Raw genomic sequence first — 15,480 nt, 5'->3', positions numbered from 1 at the left:
GAGGTACATCCTGGGTCCCCGGCCTCCGACCGGGGGTGTCGCCCTCCATTACCTGCGAATGGATCTGAAGAGGGACGGGTCCTGCATATGTGCTTTTACGTGCGTCGCGCGAAAATCTGCGAATGCAGTACGTGCGTCAGCCCTGGCGCTGCTTGTGGCGCGGGTTGTCGCAAATGATCATGACCCGGCCGTGACGGCGGATCACCCTGCACTTGTCGCAGATCTTCTTGACGCTCGGCTTGACCTTCATTTGTGAGGTTCTCCGGGTCAGTGCCAACACCTCGCCTGAGCGGGGTGCGGGCAAGATCTACTTGTACCGGTAGACGATCCGGCCACGCGTCAGGTCGTACGGAGACAACTCCACCACGACCCGGTCGTCAGGGAGGATGCGGATGTAGTGCATGCGCATCTTGCCGCTGATGTGTGCCAGGACCTGGTGGCCGTTCTGGAGCTCCACCTTGAACATGGCGTTCGGAAGAGACTCGACGACAGTGCCTTCGATCTCGATGGCACCTTGCTTCTTGGCCACGCTTCGCCCTTCGAATCGACTACCTTGATCGACTCCGCGACGTTACGCAGACATGCGAATGCACGAGAGCCGACGCGTCAGTCTACGTCAGTGCACTCGGAAAGACGAATCGGGTATGACTGCCCGGCAACGAAGATCCTTAAGCAACTGCGCGGTCAGGGACCCTACGACTCAGCCCAGCGGATCGGGCGCCGCCGTGATCCCGTACTCGGCCAGCTTCGCCTTGCCACCGTCGGGGGCGGTGAGGACCAGGGGGCCCTCCTCGGTCAGGGCGATGGAGTGCTCCCAGTGCGAGGACCAGGTGCCGTCCGTCGTGATGACCGTCCAGTCGTCCTCGAGGACCTCGGTCTTCGCGGTGCCGAGGGACACCATCGGCTCGATGGCGAGGCAGATGCCGGGCACCAGCTTGGGGCCGCGGCCGCGGCGGCGCTCCACGTAGTTCAGCAGGTGCGGGTCCATGTGCATCTCGGTGCCGATGCCGTGGCCGCCGTAGTCCTCGATGATCCCGTACTTGCCGCGGGCCGGGCGGGGCTGGCGGCGGATGTACGTCTCGATGGCGCGGGAGATGTCGACGAGCCGGTTCCCCAGCTTCATGGCCGCGATCCCGGCCCACATCGACTCCTCGGTCACCCGGGAGAGCTCGATCAGCTCCGGGGCGTGACCACTGCCCACGAAGGCCGTGTACGCCGCGTCGCCGTGCCAGCCGTCGATGATCGCGCCGGCGTCGATCGAGATGATGTCGCCGTCCTGGAGGACCACGTCCTCGCTCGGGATGCCGTGGACGACGACCTCGTTCTTGGAGGTGCAGATGGTCGCGGGGAAGCCGCCGTACCCGAGGAAGTTCGGCTTGGCGTCGTGCTCGGCGAGCACCTTGCGGGCCACGTCGTCGAGGTCCTTCGTGGTGGCACCCGGCACGGCCGCCTCACGCGTGGCCTTGTGCATGGCGGCCACGACAAGCCCCGCCGCCCGCATCTTGGCGATCTGCTCGGGAGTCTTGATCTGCACCATCGGGCTTCCGCTCTCCGTCTTCCTACAACCGTTGGGTACACAACACTACGGCCGCGGCGCCCAGGACGGGCACCGCGGCCGAAGCGACGTACTGATGACTACGCGTCGCCCTGAAGGGCTGCCATCGCGCGCTTCGTGACCTCGTCCACCTTGCCGAGGGCCGAGATCGTCACGACCAGGCCCTGGGCCTTGTAGTAGTCGATGATCGGCTCGGTCTGCGTGTGGTAGACCTCGAGCCGCTTGCGGACGGTGTCCTCGGAGTCGTCCTCGCGCTGGTACAGCTCGCCGCCGCACACGTCGCAGACGCCGTCCGTCTTCGGCTTGCTGTACGTCACGTGGAAGACGTGGCTGGAGTCCTTGCGGCAGATGCGCCGGCCCGCGATGCGCTTGACGACCTCGTCCTCGGGGACCTCGAGGTCCAGGACGCCGTCCAGCTTCATGCCCTCGGTCTTCAGCATCTCGTCGAGCGCCTCGGCCTGCGACACATTGCGCGGGAAGCCGTCGAGGAGGAAACCGTTCTCCGCGTCGGGCTGCTCCATGCGGTCCTTGGCCATCCCGATGGTGACCTCGTCGGGGACCAGGTTTCCGGCATCCATGTAGGACTTGGCCAGCTTGCCCAGCTCGGTCTGCTGGCTGATGTTGGCCCTGAAGAGGTCGCCCGTGGAGATGTGCGGGATCGACAGGTTCTTGGCAAGGAACGCGGCCTGCGTTCCCTTGCCGGCACCGGGCGGCCCGACGAGGACGATTCGCATCAGCGGAGGAACCCTTCGTAATTGCGCTGCTGGAGCTGGCTCTCGATCTGCTTCACGGTCTCCAGACCCACACCCACGATGATCAGGATGCTCGTCCCGCCGAACGGGAAGTTCTGGTTGGCCCCGAAGCCCACCAACGCCATCGTTGGCACAAGAGCGATCAGACCCAGATACAGCGAGCCCGGCCACGTGATCCTGTTGAGTACGTAGCTCAAGTACTCAGCGGTCGGGCGGCCAGCCCGGATGCCCGGGATGAAGCCACCATACTTCTTCATGTTGTCCGCGACTTCCTCCGGGTTGAAGGAGATCGCCACGTAGAAGAAGGCGAAGAAAACGATCAGGACGAAGTAGGTGACGATGTAAATCGGGTGGTCACCCTTGGTCAGGTTCTGCTCGATCCAGGTCTTCCAGCTGGACTGCCCACCCGCGAACTGGGCCACCAGCGCGGGAATGTAGAGCAGCGAAGAGGCGAAGATCACAGGGATGATGCCCGCCTGATTGACCTTCAGGGGGATGTACGTCGACGTACCCCCGTAGGACCGGCGGCCGATCATTCGCTTCGCGTACTGGACCGGGATGCGGCGCTGGGCCTGCTCGACGAAGACGACCAGGCCGACCATGAACAGACCGACCAGGATCACGGTGCCGAACTCGATCCAGCCGCCCGCCAGGTCACCCTGCTTCTTGATGCCCCACAGGGCGGCGGGGAAGGTGGCGGCGATCGAGATGAACATCAGGATCGACATGCCGTTGCCGATGCCGCGGTCGGTGATGAGCTCACCGAGCCACATCACACAGGCCGTTCCCGCGGTCATGGTGACGACCATGGTGATGGTCACGAAGATCGTCTGGTCGGGCACGATCTCCGAGGCGACCGAGCAGCCGCTGAACAGCGTGCCGGTGCGCGCGGTGGCGACCAGACCGGTGCCCTGCAGGATCGCGAGCGCGATGGTCAGATAACGCGTGTACTGCGTGATCTTGGCCGTGCCGGCCTGGCCCTCCTTCTTGAGGGCTTCCAGGCGCGGGATCACCACGGTCAGGAGCTGCAGAATGATGCTCGCGGTGATGTACGGCATGATCCCGAGCGCGAAGATCGTGATCTGCAGCAGTGCGCCACCGCTGAACATGTTGACCAGACCGAACAGGCCCTGGTTGGCGTTCGCCTGGTCAATGCACTTCTGGACATTCGTGTAGTCGACCCCGGGGATCGGGATGTGTGTCCCGAGCCGGTAGATCACGATGATGCCGAGCGTGAAGAGCAGCTTCTTGCGCAGGTCGGGCGTCTTGAACGCCCGGGCGAACGCGGTGAGCACGGTGCCTCCTGCGACCCCCGCGCTACTGCGTAGAGGTGACGGTGGTGAGTCCGACGGATAAGTACGTAACAGGCAAGACCGCACGCCCTGTCGCGAGGACAGACCGCGCGGAAAGTTAACAGTGCACGCCACCTTACCGGCGACCGTGCCCCCCTTGGAACGACCAACCGGGGATGCCCCTTTTGTGGGGCATCCCCGGTCGGGATCGCTCAAGTCATCGAGACGCCTGGGAAATTCAGACGAGCTCGGTGACGGTACCGCCGGCGGCGGTGATCTTCTCCTTGGCGGAGCCGGAGACGGCGTCAACCGTCACCTGCAGCGCCACGGTGACCTCACCCTGGCCGAGGACCTTGACAAGGCTGTTCTTGCGAACGGCGCCCTTGGCGACCAGATCGGCCACCGTGACCTCGCCACCCTCGGGGTAGAGGGCGACGAGCTTGTCCAGGTTGACGACCTGGAACTCGGTCTTGAACGGGTTCTTGAAGCCCTTCAGCTTCGGGAGACGCATGTGGAGGGGCATCTGCCCGCCCTCGAAGCGCTCCGGAACCTGGTAACGGGCCTTGGTGCCCTTGGTACCACGACCGGCCGTCTTACCCTTCGACGCCTCACCACGACCGACACGGGTCTTCGCGGTCTTGGCGCCGGGGGCGGGACGGAGGTTGTGGATCTTGAGCGGGTTGTTCTCCGCCATGATCAGTCGACCTCCTCGACCGTCACGAGGTGGCGGACGGTGTGCACCATGCCGCGGAACTCGGGACGATCCTCCTTGACGACCTGCGTGTTGATGCCCTTGAGACCAAGGGAGCGCAGGGTGTCGCGGTGGTTCTGCTTGCTGCCGATGTACGACTTCGTCTGCGTGATCTTGAGCTGAGCCATGATTACGCACCCGCTCCCGCACGTGCACGCAGGAGAGCCGCGGGGGCGACGTCCTCGAGCGGCAGACCACGGCGAGCCGCGATCTCCTCGGGACGCTGCAGGCCCTTGAGGGCCGCCACGGTCGCGTGCACGATGTTGATCGCGTTGGACGAGCCGAGCGACTTCGACAGGATGTCGTGAACGCCGGCGCACTCCAGGACAGCACGCACCGGGCCACCGGCGATAACGCCGGTACCGGGGGAAGCAGGCTTGAGCAGGACGACGCCCGCGGCCTTCTCGCCCGTGATCGGGTGCGGGATGGTGCCCTGGATACGGGGGACCTTGAAGAAGTGCTTCTTGGCCTCCTCAACACCCTTGGCGATGGCGGCCGGCACCTCCTTGGCCTTGCCGTAACCGACACCGACGGTGCCGTCACCATCGCCCACTACGACGAGCGCAGTGAAGCTGAAGCGACGACCACCCTTCACAACCTTGGCGACGCGGTTGATCGCGACAACGCGCTCAACGTACGCGGTCTTCTCGGCGGCAGCTGCGCCGCCGTCACGGCCCTTCCGGTCCCGCCGCTCGCCGCCACCGGCACCGCTTCCACGGCGCTGGGGTCCAGCCATTGGATTACCTCTCTCTTTCCGCTAGCTACGGAAGCGGCTCAGAACTTGAGCCCGGCTTCGCGGGCGGCGTCCGCCAGGGCGGCGATGCGCCCGGCGTACTGGTTACCACCACGGTCGAATACGACAGCCTCGACACCGGCGGCCTTGGCGCGCTCGGCGACCAGGGCGCCGACCTGCTTGGCCTGTGCCGACTTGTCGCCCTCGCCACCACGGATCGTCGTGTCCAGGGTGGACGCCGACGCGAGGGTGTGACCCTTCACGTCGTCGATGACCTGGGCGACGATGTTGCGGTTGGAGCGCGTCACGACCAGGCGCGGACGCTCGGCCGTACCGGAGATGTGCTTCCGGATACGAATGTGACGGCGCTTGATGGCAGCACGCTTGTAAGCGTCGCCCTTAGCAATCTTGACACCGTATGCCATGGCTTACTTACCCGCCTTTCCGACCTTGCGGCGGATGACTTCGCCTTCGTACTTGACGCCCTTGGCCTTGTACGGGTCAGGCTTGCGCAGCTTGCGGATGTTGGCCGCAACCTCGCCGACCTTCTGCTTGTCGATGCCCTCGACCGAGAACTTGGTCGCCGATTCGACCTTGAACGAGATGCCCTCGGGCGCCTCGACCAGGATCGGGTGGCTGTAGCCGAGCGAGAACTCCAGGTTGGAGCCCTTCGCCAGGACGCGGTAACCGACACCGCTGATCTCGAGCTTCTTCACGTAACCCGTGGTCACGCCGGTGATCATGTTCGCCACCAGCGTGCGGGACAGGCCGTGCAGGGCCTTGTTCTGACGCTCGTCGTTGGGGCGGGTGACGTTCAGGACGCCGTCCTCACCCTTGGCGATCTCGATCGGCGCCACGACGGTGTGGGTCAGGGTGCCCTTAGAGCCCTTGACCGTGACCGTCTGGCCGTCGATGGTGACGTCCACGCCGGCGGGAACCGTGATGGGGAGCTTGCCAATACGCGACATAGCTGTTTCCTCCGTTCCCTTCCGCTACCAGACGTAGGCGAGGACTTCCCCACCCACGCCCTTCTTGCCCGCCTGCTGGCCGGTGAGCAGACCGTGCGACGTGGAGATGATCGCCACGCCCAGGCCGCCGAGCACCTTCGGCAGGTTGGTGGACTTCGCGTACACGCGCAGACCCGGCTTCGAGATCCGCTTGATGCCCGCGATGGAGCGCTCACGGTTCGGACCGAACTTGAGCTCGAGAACGAGGTTCTTGCCGACCTCGGCGTCCTCGACCTTCCAGCCCGTGATGAAGCCCTCCTGCTGGAGGATCTCCGCGATGTGCGACTTGATCTTGCTGTGCGGCATCGCCACGGAGTCGTGGTACGCCGAGTTCGCGTTCCGCAGACGCGTAAGCATGTCTGCGATCGGATCAGTCATGGTCATGAATTGGCCTTCGGCCTCTCTCGCCGGGGTTTCCTGTATGCGCCATCCCTCTCCCCACTCAGAGGCGGGACGGGTGCGGTGCGGGGACCTACGGCGTAGTAAGTCGTACGAGGGCGGCAGGCGCCCAACCACACAAGCCTAAGGCATGTGCGGTGGGCCACCCACCAACCTCATTGCTTACCGAGAGCCTCTGGTAATCCCCAATGTCCTAAGGACAGAAGGGAGTTACCAGGAGCTCTTGGTCACGCCCGGCAGCTCGCCACGGTGAGCCATCTCACGAAGGCACACGCGGCACAGGCCGAACTTGCGGTACACGGAGTGCGGACGGCCGCAGCGCTGGCAGCGGGTGTACGCACGCACACCGAACTTGGGCTTACGAGCAGCCTTGGCAATCAGAGCCTTCTTCGCCATCTCGCTTACGCCTCCTTGAACGGGAAGCCGAGGTGACGAAGGAGCGCCCGGCCCTCAGCGTCGTTGGTCGCCGTGGTGACCACGGTGATGTCCATACCCCGGACACGGTCGATCTTGTCCTGGTCGATCTCGTGGAACATGACCTGCTCCGTGAGACCGAAGGTGTAGTTGCCACGGCCGTCGAACTGCTTGGGGGACAGACCGCGGAAGTCGCGGATGCGCGGCAGCGCGAGCGACAGGGTGCGGTCCAGGAACTCCCACATGCGGTCGCCACGGAGCGTGACGTGGGCACCGATCGGCTGACCCTCACGCAGCTTGAACTGCGCGATGGACTTCCGGGCCTTGGTGATGGCCGGCTTCTGACCGGTGATCGTGGTCAGGTCACGGACGGCACCGTCCATGAGCTTGGAGTCACGGGCGGCGTCGCCGACACCCATGTTCACCACGATCTTGACGAGACCGGGGATCTGCATGACGTTCTCGTACGAGAACTCCTCCTGCAGCTTGCCCGTGATCTCCTCGCGGTACTTCGTCTTCAAGCGCGGAGTGGTGGTGGTCGTCATCAGATGTCCTCACCCGTCCGCTTGGCAACGCGGATCTTGTTGCCGTCTTCGTCGAAGCGGAAACCGACACGCGTGACGACCTTGTTGCCGTCCTTCTCCACGACGAGCTGAACGTTGCTCACGTGAACAGGGGCTTCGGTGGTCACGATGCCGCCGGCCTGCGAACCGCTGGCGGTCGGACCGGCCTTCGTGTGCTTCTTGACCCGGTTGACACCCTCGACCAGGACGCGCTCCTCGCGCGGGTAAGCGGCAATGACCTTGCCCTGCTTGCCCTTGTCCTTACCGGTGATGACCTGGACCAGGTCGCCCTTCTTGATCTTCATGCTTACAGCACCTCCGGCGCGAGCGAGATGATCTTCATGAACTTCTTCTCGCGCAGCTCACGGCCGACCGGGCCGAAGATACGGGTGCCGCGAGGGTCGCCGTCGTTCTTCAGAATGACGGCGGCGTTCTCGTCGAAGCGGATGTACGAGCCGTCCGGACGGCGGCGCTCCTTGACGGTGCGAACGATGACCGCCTTGACGACGTCACCCTTCTTCACGTTGCCACCGGGGATCGCGTCCTTGACGGTGGCGACGATGACGTCACCGATGCCCGCGTAGCGGCGACCCGAGCCACCGAGAACACGAATGGTGAGAATTTCCTTCGCACCCGTGTTGTCGGCGACGCGAAGTCGCGACTCCTGCTGGATCACGTCTATCTCCTGATTTGTCTGCCGGTTCCCGGCGGGGGCTTGTCCCTTACGGGAGACCGCCCCCACCGAGCCTGGCGGAACTGATCCGAGGGGAAACCCCCTCGGACGGAACTATTGGGAATTCCCTTGCGGGAATTACCTACTTGGCCTTCTCGAGGATCTCGACGATGCGCCAGCGCTTGGTCGCCGACAGCGGACGCGTCTCCATCAGGAGGACGCGGTCGCCGACGCCGGCAGCGTTCTGCTCGTCGTGCGCCTTGAGCTTGTTCGTACGGCGGATGACCTTGCCGTACAGCGCGTGCTTGACGCGGTCCTCGACAGCGACGACGACGGTCTTGTCCATCTTGTCGCTGACGACAAGACCCTCACGGGTCTTGCGGAAGCCGCGCGCGGCCTTCGTCTCTTCAGTCACGTTGCTCTCGCTCATCAGGCGCTCTCCACCGTTTCGATGCCCAGCTCGCGCTCACGCATCAGGGTGTAGATCCGCGCGATGTCCTTACGGACGGCCTTCAGCCGACCGTGGTTCTCGAGCTGACCCGTCGCCGCCTGGAAGCGGAGGTTGAACAGCTCTTCCTTGGCCTCGCGGAGCTTGTTCAGGAGCTCCTCGTTGCCCAGCTCGCGCAGCTCAGACGCCTTGGTACCGGCCGACATCACGCTTCACCTGCCTCGCGCTTGACGATCCGGCACTTCATCGGCAGCTTGTGGGCCGCACGAGTGAGAGCCTCACGCGCAGTCTTCTCGTTCGGGTAGGACAGCTCGAACATCACCCGGCCCGGGTGCACGTTCGCGACCCACCACTCGGGGGAACCCTTACCGGAACCCATGCGGGTCTCGGCGGGCTTCTTGGTCAGCGGACGGTCCGGGTAGATGTTGATCCAGACCTTGCCGCCACGCTTGATGTGGCGGGTCATCGCGATACGGGCCGCCTCGATCTGGCGGTTGGTCACGTACGCCGGGGTCATCGCCTGGATGCCGTACTCGCCGAACGCAACCGTCGTACCACCCTTGGCCATACCGCGGCGCTTGGGGTGGTGCTGCTTGCGGTGCTTGACCCTACGGGGGATCAGCATTTCGGTCAGGCCTCCGTTCCGGTGCTCTCAGCCGGAGCGGCAGCGGCGGCGGGAGCGTCGGCCTTGGGGGCCTCGGCAGCCGGCGCGGACTGCTGCTGCGGCTTGCGGCCGCGGCCGCCACGCTCGCCACCACGGCCACCGCGGGCCGGGCGGTCGTTGCCGCCGCCACGGGCCGGGCGGTTACCCGCACGGGCAGCGGCGTTCTCGGCGCGGACCTCGGCGATGTTCTTGACGTCGCCCTTGTAGATCCAGACCTTCACGCCGATGCGGCCGAAGGTCGTCTTGGCCTCGAAGAAGCCGTAGTCGACGTTCGCGCGGAGCGTGTGCAGGGGCACACGGCCCTCGCGGTAGAACTCCGAGCGAGACATCTCGGCGCCGCCGAGACGGCCGCCACACTGGATCTTGATGCCCTTGGCGCCCGCCTTCATCGCCGACTGCATGCTCTTACGCATGGCGCGACGGAAGGAGACGCGGGAGGACAGCTGCTCCGCGACGGCCTGGGCCACGAGCTGAGCGTCGACCTCGGGGTTCTTGACCTCGAGGATGTTCAGCTGGACCTGCTTGCCCGTGAGCTTCTCGAGGTCGCCGCGGATGCGGTCGGCCTCGGCGCCACGGCGGCCGATGACGATGCCGGGACGCGCGGTGTGGATGTCCACCCGCACGCGGTCACGGGTGCGCTCGATCTCAACCTTCGAGATGCCGGCGCGCTCCATGCCGGACGTCATCATCCGACGGATGGCGACGTCTTCCTTGACGTAGTCCTTGTACAGCTTGTCGGCGTACCAACGCGACTTGAAGTCGGTCGTGACACCGAGCCGGAACCCGTGCGGGTTTACCTTCTGGCCCATTACCGGGTTCCTTCCTTGCTGCTGACGACCACGGTGATGTGGCTGGTCCGCTTACGGATCCGGTAGGCACGGCCCTGAGCACGCGGACGGAACCGCTTCAGGGTCGGGCCCTCGTCCACGTACGCCTCGCTGATGACCAGCGAAGACGCGTCGGGGTGGTCGTAGTTGTGTGCAGCGTTGGCGATGGCGCTGTCAAGCACCTTGCCAACCGGCACGCTCGCGGCCTGCGGGGCGAAACGCAGGACCGCCTGAGCCTCCGTGGCATCCATGCCACGGATGAGGTCCACCACGCGGCGGGCCTTCATGGGCGTGACGCGGATGTACCGCGCCTGGGCCCTGGCTTCCATGGTTGTCCCTTCGGTGTTAGTCATAGTCGTTCCACCCCGCTTAGCGGCGCTTCGACTTCCGGTCGTCCTTGACGTGGCCGCGGAAGGTGCGAGTCGGCGAGAACTCGCCGAGCTTGTGGCCGACCATCGACTCGGTGACGAACACCGGGATGTGGGTCTTGCCGTTGTGCACCGCGATCGTGTGGCCCAGCATGGCCGGGACGATCATCGAGCGACGGGACCAGGTCTTGATGACGTTCTTGGTGCCTGCTTCGTTCTGTACGTCCACCTTCTTGATCAGGTGGTCGTCGACGAAGGGCCCCTTCTTGAGACTGCGCGGCATCTAAACCCGCTCCTAGCGCTTCTTGTTCGTCTTGCGGCGGCGGACGATGTACTTGTTACTCGCCTTGTTGCGATCACGAGTACGCATTTCCTTCTTGCCCCAGGGCGAGACCGGGTGGCGACCACCGGAGGTCTTGCCCTCGCCACCACCGTGCGGGTGGTCGACCGGGTTCATCACGACACCACGCACGGTCGGGCGGACGCCCTTCCAGCGCATACGGCCGGCCTTGCCCCAGTTGATGTTCGACTGCTCGGCGTTGCCGACCTCGCCGACGGTGGCGCGGCAGCGCACGTCGACCAGGCGGATCTCACCGGACGGCATACGAAGGTGGGCCATCGAGCCCTCCTTCGCCAGCAGCTGCACGGAGGCACCCGCGGAACGGGCGAACTTGGCGCCACCACCCGGACGGAGCTCGATCGCGTGGATCGTGGTACCGACCGGGATGTTGCGGAGCGCGAGGTTGTTGCCGGGCTTGATGTCGGCGCCAGGGCCGTTCTCAATCCGGTCACCCTGCGACAGGCCGCGCGGAGCGATGATGTAGCGCTTCTCGCCGTCTGCGTAGTGCAGCAGCGCGATGCGCGCGGTGCGGTTGGGGTCGTACTCGATGTGCGCGACCTTCGCCGGCACGCCGTCCTTGTCGTGACGACGGAAGTCGATCACTCGGTAGGCGCGCTTGTGTCCGCCACCCTGGTGGCGAACGGTCACACGACCGGCGTTGTTACGGCCGCCCTTGCTGTGCAGCGGGCGGACCAGCGACTTCTCCGGCGTGGACCGCGTGACCTCGACGAAGTCGGCGACGGAGGAGCCACGGCGGCCCGGCGTCGTCGGCTTGTACTTGCGGATTCCCATTTCTCAGTCCTCGTCCGATATTCGGACCAGGGCGCTCCGTTAGGAGGCCTGGCCGAAGATGTCGATACGGTCGCCCTCAGCGAGGGTCACGATGGCGCGCTTGGTGTCAGCGCGCTTGCCGAAACCGGTCTTGGTCCGCTTGCGCTTACCCTGCCGGTTGATCGTGTTGACCCCGGTGACCTTGACCGAGAAGACCGCCTCGACGGCCTGCTTGATCTGGGTCTTGTTGGCGCCCGGCGCCACGACGAAGGTGTACTTGCCCTCGTCGAGCAGCGCGTAGCTCTTCTCCGAGACGACCGGCTTGACGAGAACGTCACGGGGGTCCGTGAAGGACTTGCTCAGCGGAGTCTCAACGGTGTTCTTGCCCTCGGTGGCGTGGCGCTTCGCCTTGGCGAGGCGCGCGGCCTTGGCGGCCTTGGCCGCCTTGGGGGCGATGCTCGGGTGACGCGTAGCCATCAGGCTTCGCTCCCTTCGGTCTCATCGGCCTTGGGGCCAGACACGAAGGACTCGAAGGCGGCCTTGGTGAAGACCACGTCGTCCGAGACGAGAACGTCGTACGTGTTCAGCTGGCCCGGCTCCAGGATGTGCACCTGGGGCAGGTTGCGAGCGGAGAGCAGCGAAGTCTCGTCCGCGCGGTCGATGACCAGGAGCACGTTCTTGCGCTCGCTGACCTTGCCGAGCAGCGTCTTCGCAGCCTTGGTGGAGATGTCGCCCTCGACCACGCTGGTGACAACGTGGATGCGAGCGTTGCGGGCCCGGTCGGTGAGGGCGTGGCGCAGGGCTGCGGCCTTCATCTTCTTCGGGGTCCGCTGCGAGTAGTCACGCGGCTGCGGGCCGTGGACGACGCCACCGCCGGCGAACTGCGGCGCACGGGTCGAACCCTGGCGCGCGCGGCCGGTGCCCTTCTGGCGGTACGGCTTCTTGCCACCGCCGCGGACTTCGCCGCGACGCTTGGTCTTGTGCGTGCCCTGACGGGCAGCGGCCAGCTGTGCGACAACGACCTGGTGGATCAGCGGGATGCTGACCTTCTCGACGTCGAAGATCTCCGCGGGGAGCTCGACGGTCCCGGCCTTGTCGCCTGCCGGCGAAAGGATGTCAATGGTGCTCATCGGTTCCTCAAGCCCCCTTGGCCGCGGTACGGACCAGGACGAGGCCGCCGTTCGGACCGGGCACCGCTCCCTTGATGAGGAGCAGACCCTTCTCCGCGTCAACGGCGTGAACGGTCAGGTTCTGGGTGGTGACCCGCTCGTTGCCCATGCGGCCCGCCATGCGGAGGCCCTTGAACACACGACCCGGGGTGGCGCAGCCACCGATGGAGCCGGGCGAGCGGTGCTTGCGCTGGGTGCCGTGGCTGGAGCCGAGGCCACCGAAGTTGTGGCGCTTCATGACACCGGCGAAGCCCTTGCCCTTGCTCTTGCCGGTCACGTCGACCTTGACGCCGGACTCGAAGGTCTCAGCGGTCAGCTCCTGGCCGAGGGTGTACTCGCTGGCGTCAGCGGTACGGATCTCGACGAGGTGGCGGCGGGGGGTGACGTCGGCCTTGGCGAAGTGGCCCTTGAGGGGCTTGTTCACCTTGCGCGGGTCGATCTCGCCGAAGGCGATCTGGACCGACTCGTAGCCGTCGATGTCATTCTTACGGACCTGGGTAACGACGCAGGGCCCGGCCTTGACCACGGTCACCGGGACGACACGGTTGTTCTCGTCCCAGACCTGGGTCATGCCGAGCTTCTCGCCCAGGATGCCCTTGATCTGCTTGGTCATCTCTTCCGTGCCTCTCAGAGCTTGATCTCGATGTCAACGCCGGCCGGAAGGTCCAGGCGCATCAGCGAGTCAACGGTCTTGGGCGTGGGGTCGAGGATGTCGATCAGGCGCTTGTGCGTGCGCATCTCGAAGTGCTCGCGAGAGTCCTTGTACTTGTGCGGCGACTTGATGACGCAGTACACGTTCTTCTCAGTGGGCAGCGGCACCGGGCCCGCGACCGACGCACCAGTACGCGTCACCGTCTCGACGATCTTCTTCGCCGAGGAGTCGATGACCTCGTGGTCGTAGGCCTTGAGCCGGATGCGGATCTTCTGTCCCGCCATGGCTACTTAGTAGTCCTTTGTCTCGAACGCTCTGGCTCCCGGAGGGCCCTGTTTTCTACTTCCATCCGACCCACGCGGTCGGGCGTGTCGCAGTCCCGCTCACACAGATCTCCCGAAGGATTTCCCTGCTAGGGGCTGCGGCCCTGAATGACCGCGGGTCCGGGGGAAGAAACCCACCGGGTGCCTGGTCGAACCGCCTTGCCACACTTCCCGGAAGATTCCCGTACGTCCGCTCCAGCGCTGCCTTTCGGCAGATGGGGCGACGAGTACCGTGGGACTCGCTTCCAGTCCTCCCGGCGGGAGGCGCGCAGCATCGGCACTCAACCGAGCAACCTGAACAGTGTGCCACAGGTGGGACGGCGAAGGCCAATCGGGCGGATTGTCAAGCGGCGCGGCCGTCCCCGGGACACCCGGACACGACAAGAGGCCCCACCCGCCGTAATGGCGGACGGGGCCTCTCGCTGCGCTCAGTTCAGAGCAGCCGGGTCTCCCCGACCAACAAGCAAGGGAACCTTACTTGCTGATCTTGACGACCTGGCCGGCGCCGACGGTCCGGCCACCCTCACGGATGGCGAACTTCAGGCCCTCCTCCATGGCGACGGGCTGGATGAGCTCCACCTTCATCTCGGTGTTGTCACCCGGCATGACCATCTCGGTGCCCTCGGGGAGGGTCACGACGCCGGTCACGTCCGTCGTACGGAAGTAGAACTGCGGGCGGTAGTTGTTGAAGAACGGGGTGTGACGGCCACCCTCGTCCTTCGACAGGATGTAGGCCTGGGCCTCGAACTCGGTGTGCGGCGTGACCGAACCGGGCTTGATGATGACCTGGCCGCGCTCGACGTCCTCGCGCTTGATGCCACGGAGGAGCAGACCGACGTTCTCACCGGCCTGGCCCTCGTCGAGCAGCTTGCGGAACATCTCGATGCCGGTGACCGTGGTGGTGGTCTTCTCCTGCTTGATGCCCACGATGTCAACGGTCTCGTTGACCTTGAGGACACCACGCTCGATACGACCGGTGACGACCGTGCCACGACCGGTGATCGTGAAGACGTCCTCGATCGGCATCAGGAACGGCTTGTCGACGTCACGCTCGGGCTGCGGGATGGACTCGTCGACGGCCTTCATCAGGTCGAGAACGGTCTTGCCCCACTCGGCGTCGCCCTCGAGCGCCTTGAGCGCCGAGACCTTGACGACCGGCAGGTCGTCGCCCGGGAACTCGTACTCGGAGAGGAGCTCACGGACCTCGAGCTCGACGAGCTCCAGGATCTCCTCGTCGTCCACCATGTCGGCCTTGTTCAGGGCGACAACGATGTACGGAACGCCGACCTGGCGGGCCAGGAGCACGTGCTCCTTGGTCTGCGGCATCGGGCCGTCGGTGGCGGCGACCACGAGGATCGCGCCGTCCATCTGCGCGGCACCGGTGATCATGTTCTTGATGTAGTCCGCGTGACCGGGGCAGTCCACGTGGGCGTAGTGGCGCGCCTCGGTCTGGTACTCGACGTGCGCGATCGAGATCGTGATACCGCGCTGGCGCTCCTCGGGAGCCTTGTCGATCTGGTCGAAGGCCGAGGCCTCGTTCAGGTCGGGGTACGCGTCGTGCAGCACCTTGGTAATGGCGGCCGTGAGGGTCGTCTTACCGTGGTCGATGTGACCGATGGTGCCGATGTTGACGTGCGGCTTAGTCCGCTCGAACTTCGCCTTCGCCACTGGGTCCTCCTGTGGAGTGGTTCTGTACGCCTTGCTTCATCGGCGCCAGGTGATCTTTGCTGGGAAGCCAGCCGCCGGGGTTCTCGCCCTGCGGGGTCGAACCCCGGCGGA

The 15,480-nt window shown here is 65.3% G+C and carries 27 protein-coding genes; all 27 read right to left on the bottom strand.

Annotated features, from left to right (window positions below; all coding sequences use genetic code 11):
* Positions 1-136: 136 nt before the first annotated feature.
* Complete coding sequence (gene rpmJ, locus IEY91_RS29940; RefSeq protein WP_003948619.1) at positions 137-250, bottom strand: 50S ribosomal protein L36; 114 nt, start codon at positions 248-250, stop codon at positions 137-139.
* Positions 251-307: 57 nt separating this feature from the next.
* Positions 308-529 carry a translation initiation factor IF-1 gene (infA, locus tag IEY91_RS29935; protein WP_003948620.1) on the bottom strand — a complete coding sequence of 74 codons (222 nt, stop codon included), beginning with the start codon at positions 527-529 and terminating at the stop codon, positions 308-310.
* Between the two features lie 171 nt (positions 530-700).
* On the bottom strand, positions 701-1,537 hold the full coding sequence (gene map, locus IEY91_RS29930) for a type I methionyl aminopeptidase (protein ID WP_164321720.1): 837 nt from the start codon (positions 1,535-1,537) through the stop codon (positions 701-703).
* 98 nt (positions 1,538-1,635) lie between these two features.
* Positions 1,636-2,289 (bottom strand): adenylate kinase, encoded by a 654-nt coding sequence (locus tag IEY91_RS29925; RefSeq protein ID WP_164321722.1) that lies wholly within the window; start codon positions 2,287-2,289, stop codon positions 1,636-1,638.
* Positions 2,289-3,602, bottom strand: a complete 1,314-nt coding sequence (secY, locus tag IEY91_RS29920) for a preprotein translocase subunit SecY (RefSeq protein WP_164321724.1) — start codon at positions 3,600-3,602, stop codon at positions 2,289-2,291. The genes IEY91_RS29925 and secY overlap by 1 nt, the downstream gene beginning before the upstream one ends.
* Positions 3,603-3,837: 235 nt before the next feature.
* Complete coding sequence (gene rplO, locus IEY91_RS29915) at positions 3,838-4,293, bottom strand: 50S ribosomal protein L15 (RefSeq protein WP_164321726.1); 456 nt, start codon at positions 4,291-4,293, stop codon at positions 3,838-3,840.
* A 2-nt stretch (positions 4,294-4,295) separates the two neighbouring features.
* Positions 4,296-4,478 carry a 50S ribosomal protein L30 gene (gene rpmD / locus IEY91_RS29910; RefSeq protein WP_005481207.1) on the bottom strand — a complete coding sequence of 61 codons (183 nt, stop codon included), beginning with the start codon at positions 4,476-4,478 and terminating at the stop codon, positions 4,296-4,298.
* Between the two features lie 2 nt (positions 4,479-4,480).
* The gene (rpsE, locus tag IEY91_RS29905; RefSeq protein WP_006376045.1) at positions 4,481-5,086 is read right to left on the bottom strand and encodes a 30S ribosomal protein S5; all 606 of its coding nucleotides are present in this window, start codon (positions 5,084-5,086) and stop codon (positions 4,481-4,483) included.
* Positions 5,087-5,124: 38 nt separating this feature from the next.
* A complete protein-coding gene (rplR, locus tag IEY91_RS29900; protein WP_058848125.1) occupies positions 5,125-5,508 on the bottom strand; it encodes a 50S ribosomal protein L18 in 384 nt (127 codons plus the stop codon).
* Between the two features lie 3 nt (positions 5,509-5,511).
* Positions 5,512-6,051: a 50S ribosomal protein L6 gene (gene rplF, locus IEY91_RS29895; RefSeq protein ID WP_164321728.1), complete on the bottom strand. Its 540-nt coding sequence runs from the start codon at positions 6,049-6,051 to the stop codon at positions 5,512-5,514.
* 24 nt (positions 6,052-6,075) lie between these two features.
* Positions 6,076-6,474, bottom strand: coding sequence for a 30S ribosomal protein S8 (rpsH, locus tag IEY91_RS29890; protein WP_030359017.1), 399 nt, complete (start codon positions 6,472-6,474; stop codon positions 6,076-6,078).
* A 225-nt stretch (positions 6,475-6,699) separates the two neighbouring features.
* A complete protein-coding gene (locus tag IEY91_RS29885) occupies positions 6,700-6,885 on the bottom strand; it encodes a type Z 30S ribosomal protein S14 (protein ID WP_003956452.1) in 186 nt (61 codons plus the stop codon).
* A 5-nt stretch (positions 6,886-6,890) separates the two neighbouring features.
* The gene (rplE, locus tag IEY91_RS29880) at positions 6,891-7,448 is read right to left on the bottom strand and encodes a 50S ribosomal protein L5 (protein WP_164321731.1); all 558 of its coding nucleotides are present in this window, start codon (positions 7,446-7,448) and stop codon (positions 6,891-6,893) included.
* Complete coding sequence (gene rplX / locus IEY91_RS29875) at positions 7,448-7,771, bottom strand: 50S ribosomal protein L24 (RefSeq protein WP_164321733.1); 324 nt, start codon at positions 7,769-7,771, stop codon at positions 7,448-7,450. The genes rplE and rplX overlap by 1 nt, the downstream gene beginning before the upstream one ends.
* Positions 7,772-7,773: 2 nt before the next feature.
* Positions 7,774-8,142 carry a 50S ribosomal protein L14 gene (gene rplN / locus IEY91_RS29870; protein ID WP_003974257.1) on the bottom strand — a complete coding sequence of 123 codons (369 nt, stop codon included), beginning with the start codon at positions 8,140-8,142 and terminating at the stop codon, positions 7,774-7,776.
* A 139-nt stretch (positions 8,143-8,281) separates the two neighbouring features.
* The gene (rpsQ, locus tag IEY91_RS29865) at positions 8,282-8,569 is read right to left on the bottom strand and encodes a 30S ribosomal protein S17 (RefSeq protein WP_164321735.1); all 288 of its coding nucleotides are present in this window, start codon (positions 8,567-8,569) and stop codon (positions 8,282-8,284) included.
* Positions 8,569-8,793: a 50S ribosomal protein L29 gene (gene rpmC, locus IEY91_RS29860; RefSeq protein WP_010036720.1), complete on the bottom strand. Its 225-nt coding sequence runs from the start codon at positions 8,791-8,793 to the stop codon at positions 8,569-8,571. The genes rpsQ and rpmC overlap by 1 nt, the downstream gene beginning before the upstream one ends.
* The gene (rplP, locus tag IEY91_RS29855; RefSeq protein WP_164321737.1) at positions 8,793-9,212 is read right to left on the bottom strand and encodes a 50S ribosomal protein L16; all 420 of its coding nucleotides are present in this window, start codon (positions 9,210-9,212) and stop codon (positions 8,793-8,795) included. Before rplP ends, rpmC begins: the two co-directional genes overlap by 1 nt.
* Before the next feature lie 5 nt (positions 9,213-9,217).
* Positions 9,218-10,060: a 30S ribosomal protein S3 gene (gene rpsC / locus IEY91_RS29850; RefSeq protein ID WP_125514476.1), complete on the bottom strand. Its 843-nt coding sequence runs from the start codon at positions 10,058-10,060 to the stop codon at positions 9,218-9,220.
* Positions 10,060-10,407: a 50S ribosomal protein L22 gene (rplV, locus tag IEY91_RS29845; RefSeq protein WP_026290933.1), complete on the bottom strand. Its 348-nt coding sequence runs from the start codon at positions 10,405-10,407 to the stop codon at positions 10,060-10,062. The genes rpsC and rplV overlap by 1 nt, the downstream gene beginning before the upstream one ends.
* A 40-nt stretch (positions 10,408-10,447) precedes the next feature.
* A complete protein-coding gene (rpsS, locus tag IEY91_RS29840) occupies positions 10,448-10,729 on the bottom strand; it encodes a 30S ribosomal protein S19 (RefSeq protein ID WP_003948639.1) in 282 nt (93 codons plus the stop codon).
* Positions 10,730-10,741: 12 nt separating this feature from the next.
* Positions 10,742-11,578 (bottom strand): 50S ribosomal protein L2, encoded by an 837-nt coding sequence (rplB, locus tag IEY91_RS29835; protein ID WP_016645178.1) that lies wholly within the window; start codon positions 11,576-11,578, stop codon positions 10,742-10,744.
* A 39-nt stretch (positions 11,579-11,617) separates the two neighbouring features.
* Positions 11,618-12,034 (bottom strand): 50S ribosomal protein L23, encoded by a 417-nt coding sequence (gene rplW / locus IEY91_RS29830; protein ID WP_164321739.1) that lies wholly within the window; start codon positions 12,032-12,034, stop codon positions 11,618-11,620.
* Positions 12,034-12,687 (bottom strand): 50S ribosomal protein L4, encoded by a 654-nt coding sequence (rplD, locus tag IEY91_RS29825; RefSeq protein ID WP_164321741.1) that lies wholly within the window; start codon positions 12,685-12,687, stop codon positions 12,034-12,036. The genes rplW and rplD overlap by 1 nt, the downstream gene beginning before the upstream one ends.
* Positions 12,688-12,694: 7 nt before the next feature.
* On the bottom strand, positions 12,695-13,339 hold the full coding sequence (gene rplC, locus IEY91_RS29820; protein ID WP_016645181.1) for a 50S ribosomal protein L3: 645 nt from the start codon (positions 13,337-13,339) through the stop codon (positions 12,695-12,697).
* A gap of 14 nt (positions 13,340-13,353) precedes the next feature.
* Positions 13,354-13,662 carry a 30S ribosomal protein S10 gene (gene rpsJ, locus IEY91_RS29815; protein WP_003948644.1) on the bottom strand — a complete coding sequence of 103 codons (309 nt, stop codon included), beginning with the start codon at positions 13,660-13,662 and terminating at the stop codon, positions 13,354-13,356.
* A gap of 513 nt (positions 13,663-14,175) precedes the next feature.
* Positions 14,176-15,369, bottom strand: a complete 1,194-nt coding sequence (gene tuf / locus IEY91_RS29810) for an elongation factor Tu (RefSeq protein WP_164321744.1) — start codon at positions 15,367-15,369, stop codon at positions 14,176-14,178.
* Positions 15,370-15,480: the final 111 nt, after the last annotated feature.

Origin of the sequence: Streptomyces lasiicapitis, from assembly GCF_014646335.1 — a bacterium.
Taxonomy (GTDB): Bacteria; Actinomycetota; Actinomycetes; order Streptomycetales; family Streptomycetaceae; genus Streptomyces; species Streptomyces lasiicapitis.
The sequence above is the reverse complement of the archived record's forward strand: the minus strand, read 5'-3'. Positions and strand labels throughout refer to the sequence as shown.

Bases quoted from the DNA above. Each gene is read 5' to 3' on its own strand.
- rpmJ (WP_003948619.1), bottom strand. From the start codon at position 250: ATGAAGGTCAAGCCGAGCGTCAAGAAGATCTGCGACAAGTGCAGGGTG.
- map (WP_164321720.1), bottom strand. From the start codon at position 1,537: ATGGTGCAGATCAAGACTCCCGAGCAGATCGCCAAGATGCGGGCGGCG.
- IEY91_RS29925 (WP_164321722.1), bottom strand. From the start codon at position 2,289: ATGCGAATCGTCCTCGTCGGGCCGCCCGGTGCCGGCAAGGGAACGCAG.
- rplO (WP_164321726.1), bottom strand. From the start codon at position 4,293: ATGGCGGAGAACAACCCGCTCAAGATCCACAACCTCCGTCCCGCCCCC.
- rpmD (WP_005481207.1), bottom strand. From the start codon at position 4,478: ATGGCTCAGCTCAAGATCACGCAGACGAAGTCGTACATCGGCAGCAAG.
- rpsE (WP_006376045.1), bottom strand. From the start codon at position 5,086: ATGGCTGGACCCCAGCGCCGTGGAAGCGGTGCCGGTGGCGGCGAGCGG.
- rplR (WP_058848125.1), bottom strand. From the start codon at position 5,508: ATGGCATACGGTGTCAAGATTGCTAAGGGCGACGCTTACAAGCGTGCT.
- rplF (WP_164321728.1), bottom strand. From the start codon at position 6,051: ATGTCGCGTATTGGCAAGCTCCCCATCACGGTTCCCGCCGGCGTGGAC.
- rpsH (WP_030359017.1), bottom strand. From the start codon at position 6,474: ATGACCATGACTGATCCGATCGCAGACATGCTTACGCGTCTGCGGAAC.
- IEY91_RS29885 (WP_003956452.1), bottom strand. From the start codon at position 6,885: ATGGCGAAGAAGGCTCTGATTGCCAAGGCTGCTCGTAAGCCCAAGTTC.
- rplE (WP_164321731.1), bottom strand. From the start codon at position 7,448: ATGACGACCACCACCACTCCGCGCTTGAAGACGAAGTACCGCGAGGAG.
- rplX (WP_164321733.1), bottom strand. From the start codon at position 7,771: ATGAAGATCAAGAAGGGCGACCTGGTCCAGGTCATCACCGGTAAGGAC.
- rpsQ (WP_164321735.1), bottom strand. From the start codon at position 8,569: ATGAGCGAGAGCAACGTGACTGAAGAGACGAAGGCCGCGCGCGGCTTC.
- rpmC (WP_010036720.1), bottom strand. From the start codon at position 8,793: ATGTCGGCCGGTACCAAGGCGTCTGAGCTGCGCGAGCTGGGCAACGAG.
- rplP (WP_164321737.1), bottom strand. From the start codon at position 9,212: ATGCTGATCCCCCGTAGGGTCAAGCACCGCAAGCAGCACCACCCCAAG.
- rpsC (WP_125514476.1), bottom strand. From the start codon at position 10,060: ATGGGCCAGAAGGTAAACCCGCACGGGTTCCGGCTCGGTGTCACGACC.
- rplV (WP_026290933.1), bottom strand. From the start codon at position 10,407: ATGGAAGCCAGGGCCCAGGCGCGGTACATCCGCGTCACGCCCATGAAG.
- rpsS (WP_003948639.1), bottom strand. From the start codon at position 10,729: ATGCCGCGCAGTCTCAAGAAGGGGCCCTTCGTCGACGACCACCTGATC.
- rplB (WP_016645178.1), bottom strand. From the start codon at position 11,578: ATGGGAATCCGCAAGTACAAGCCGACGACGCCGGGCCGCCGTGGCTCC.
- rplW (WP_164321739.1), bottom strand. From the start codon at position 12,034: ATGGCTACGCGTCACCCGAGCATCGCCCCCAAGGCGGCCAAGGCCGCC.
- rplD (WP_164321741.1), bottom strand. From the start codon at position 12,687: ATGAGCACCATTGACATCCTTTCGCCGGCAGGCGACAAGGCCGGGACC.
- rplC (WP_016645181.1), bottom strand. From the start codon at position 13,339: ATGACCAAGCAGATCAAGGGCATCCTGGGCGAGAAGCTCGGCATGACC.
- rpsJ (WP_003948644.1), bottom strand. From the start codon at position 13,662: ATGGCGGGACAGAAGATCCGCATCCGGCTCAAGGCCTACGACCACGAG.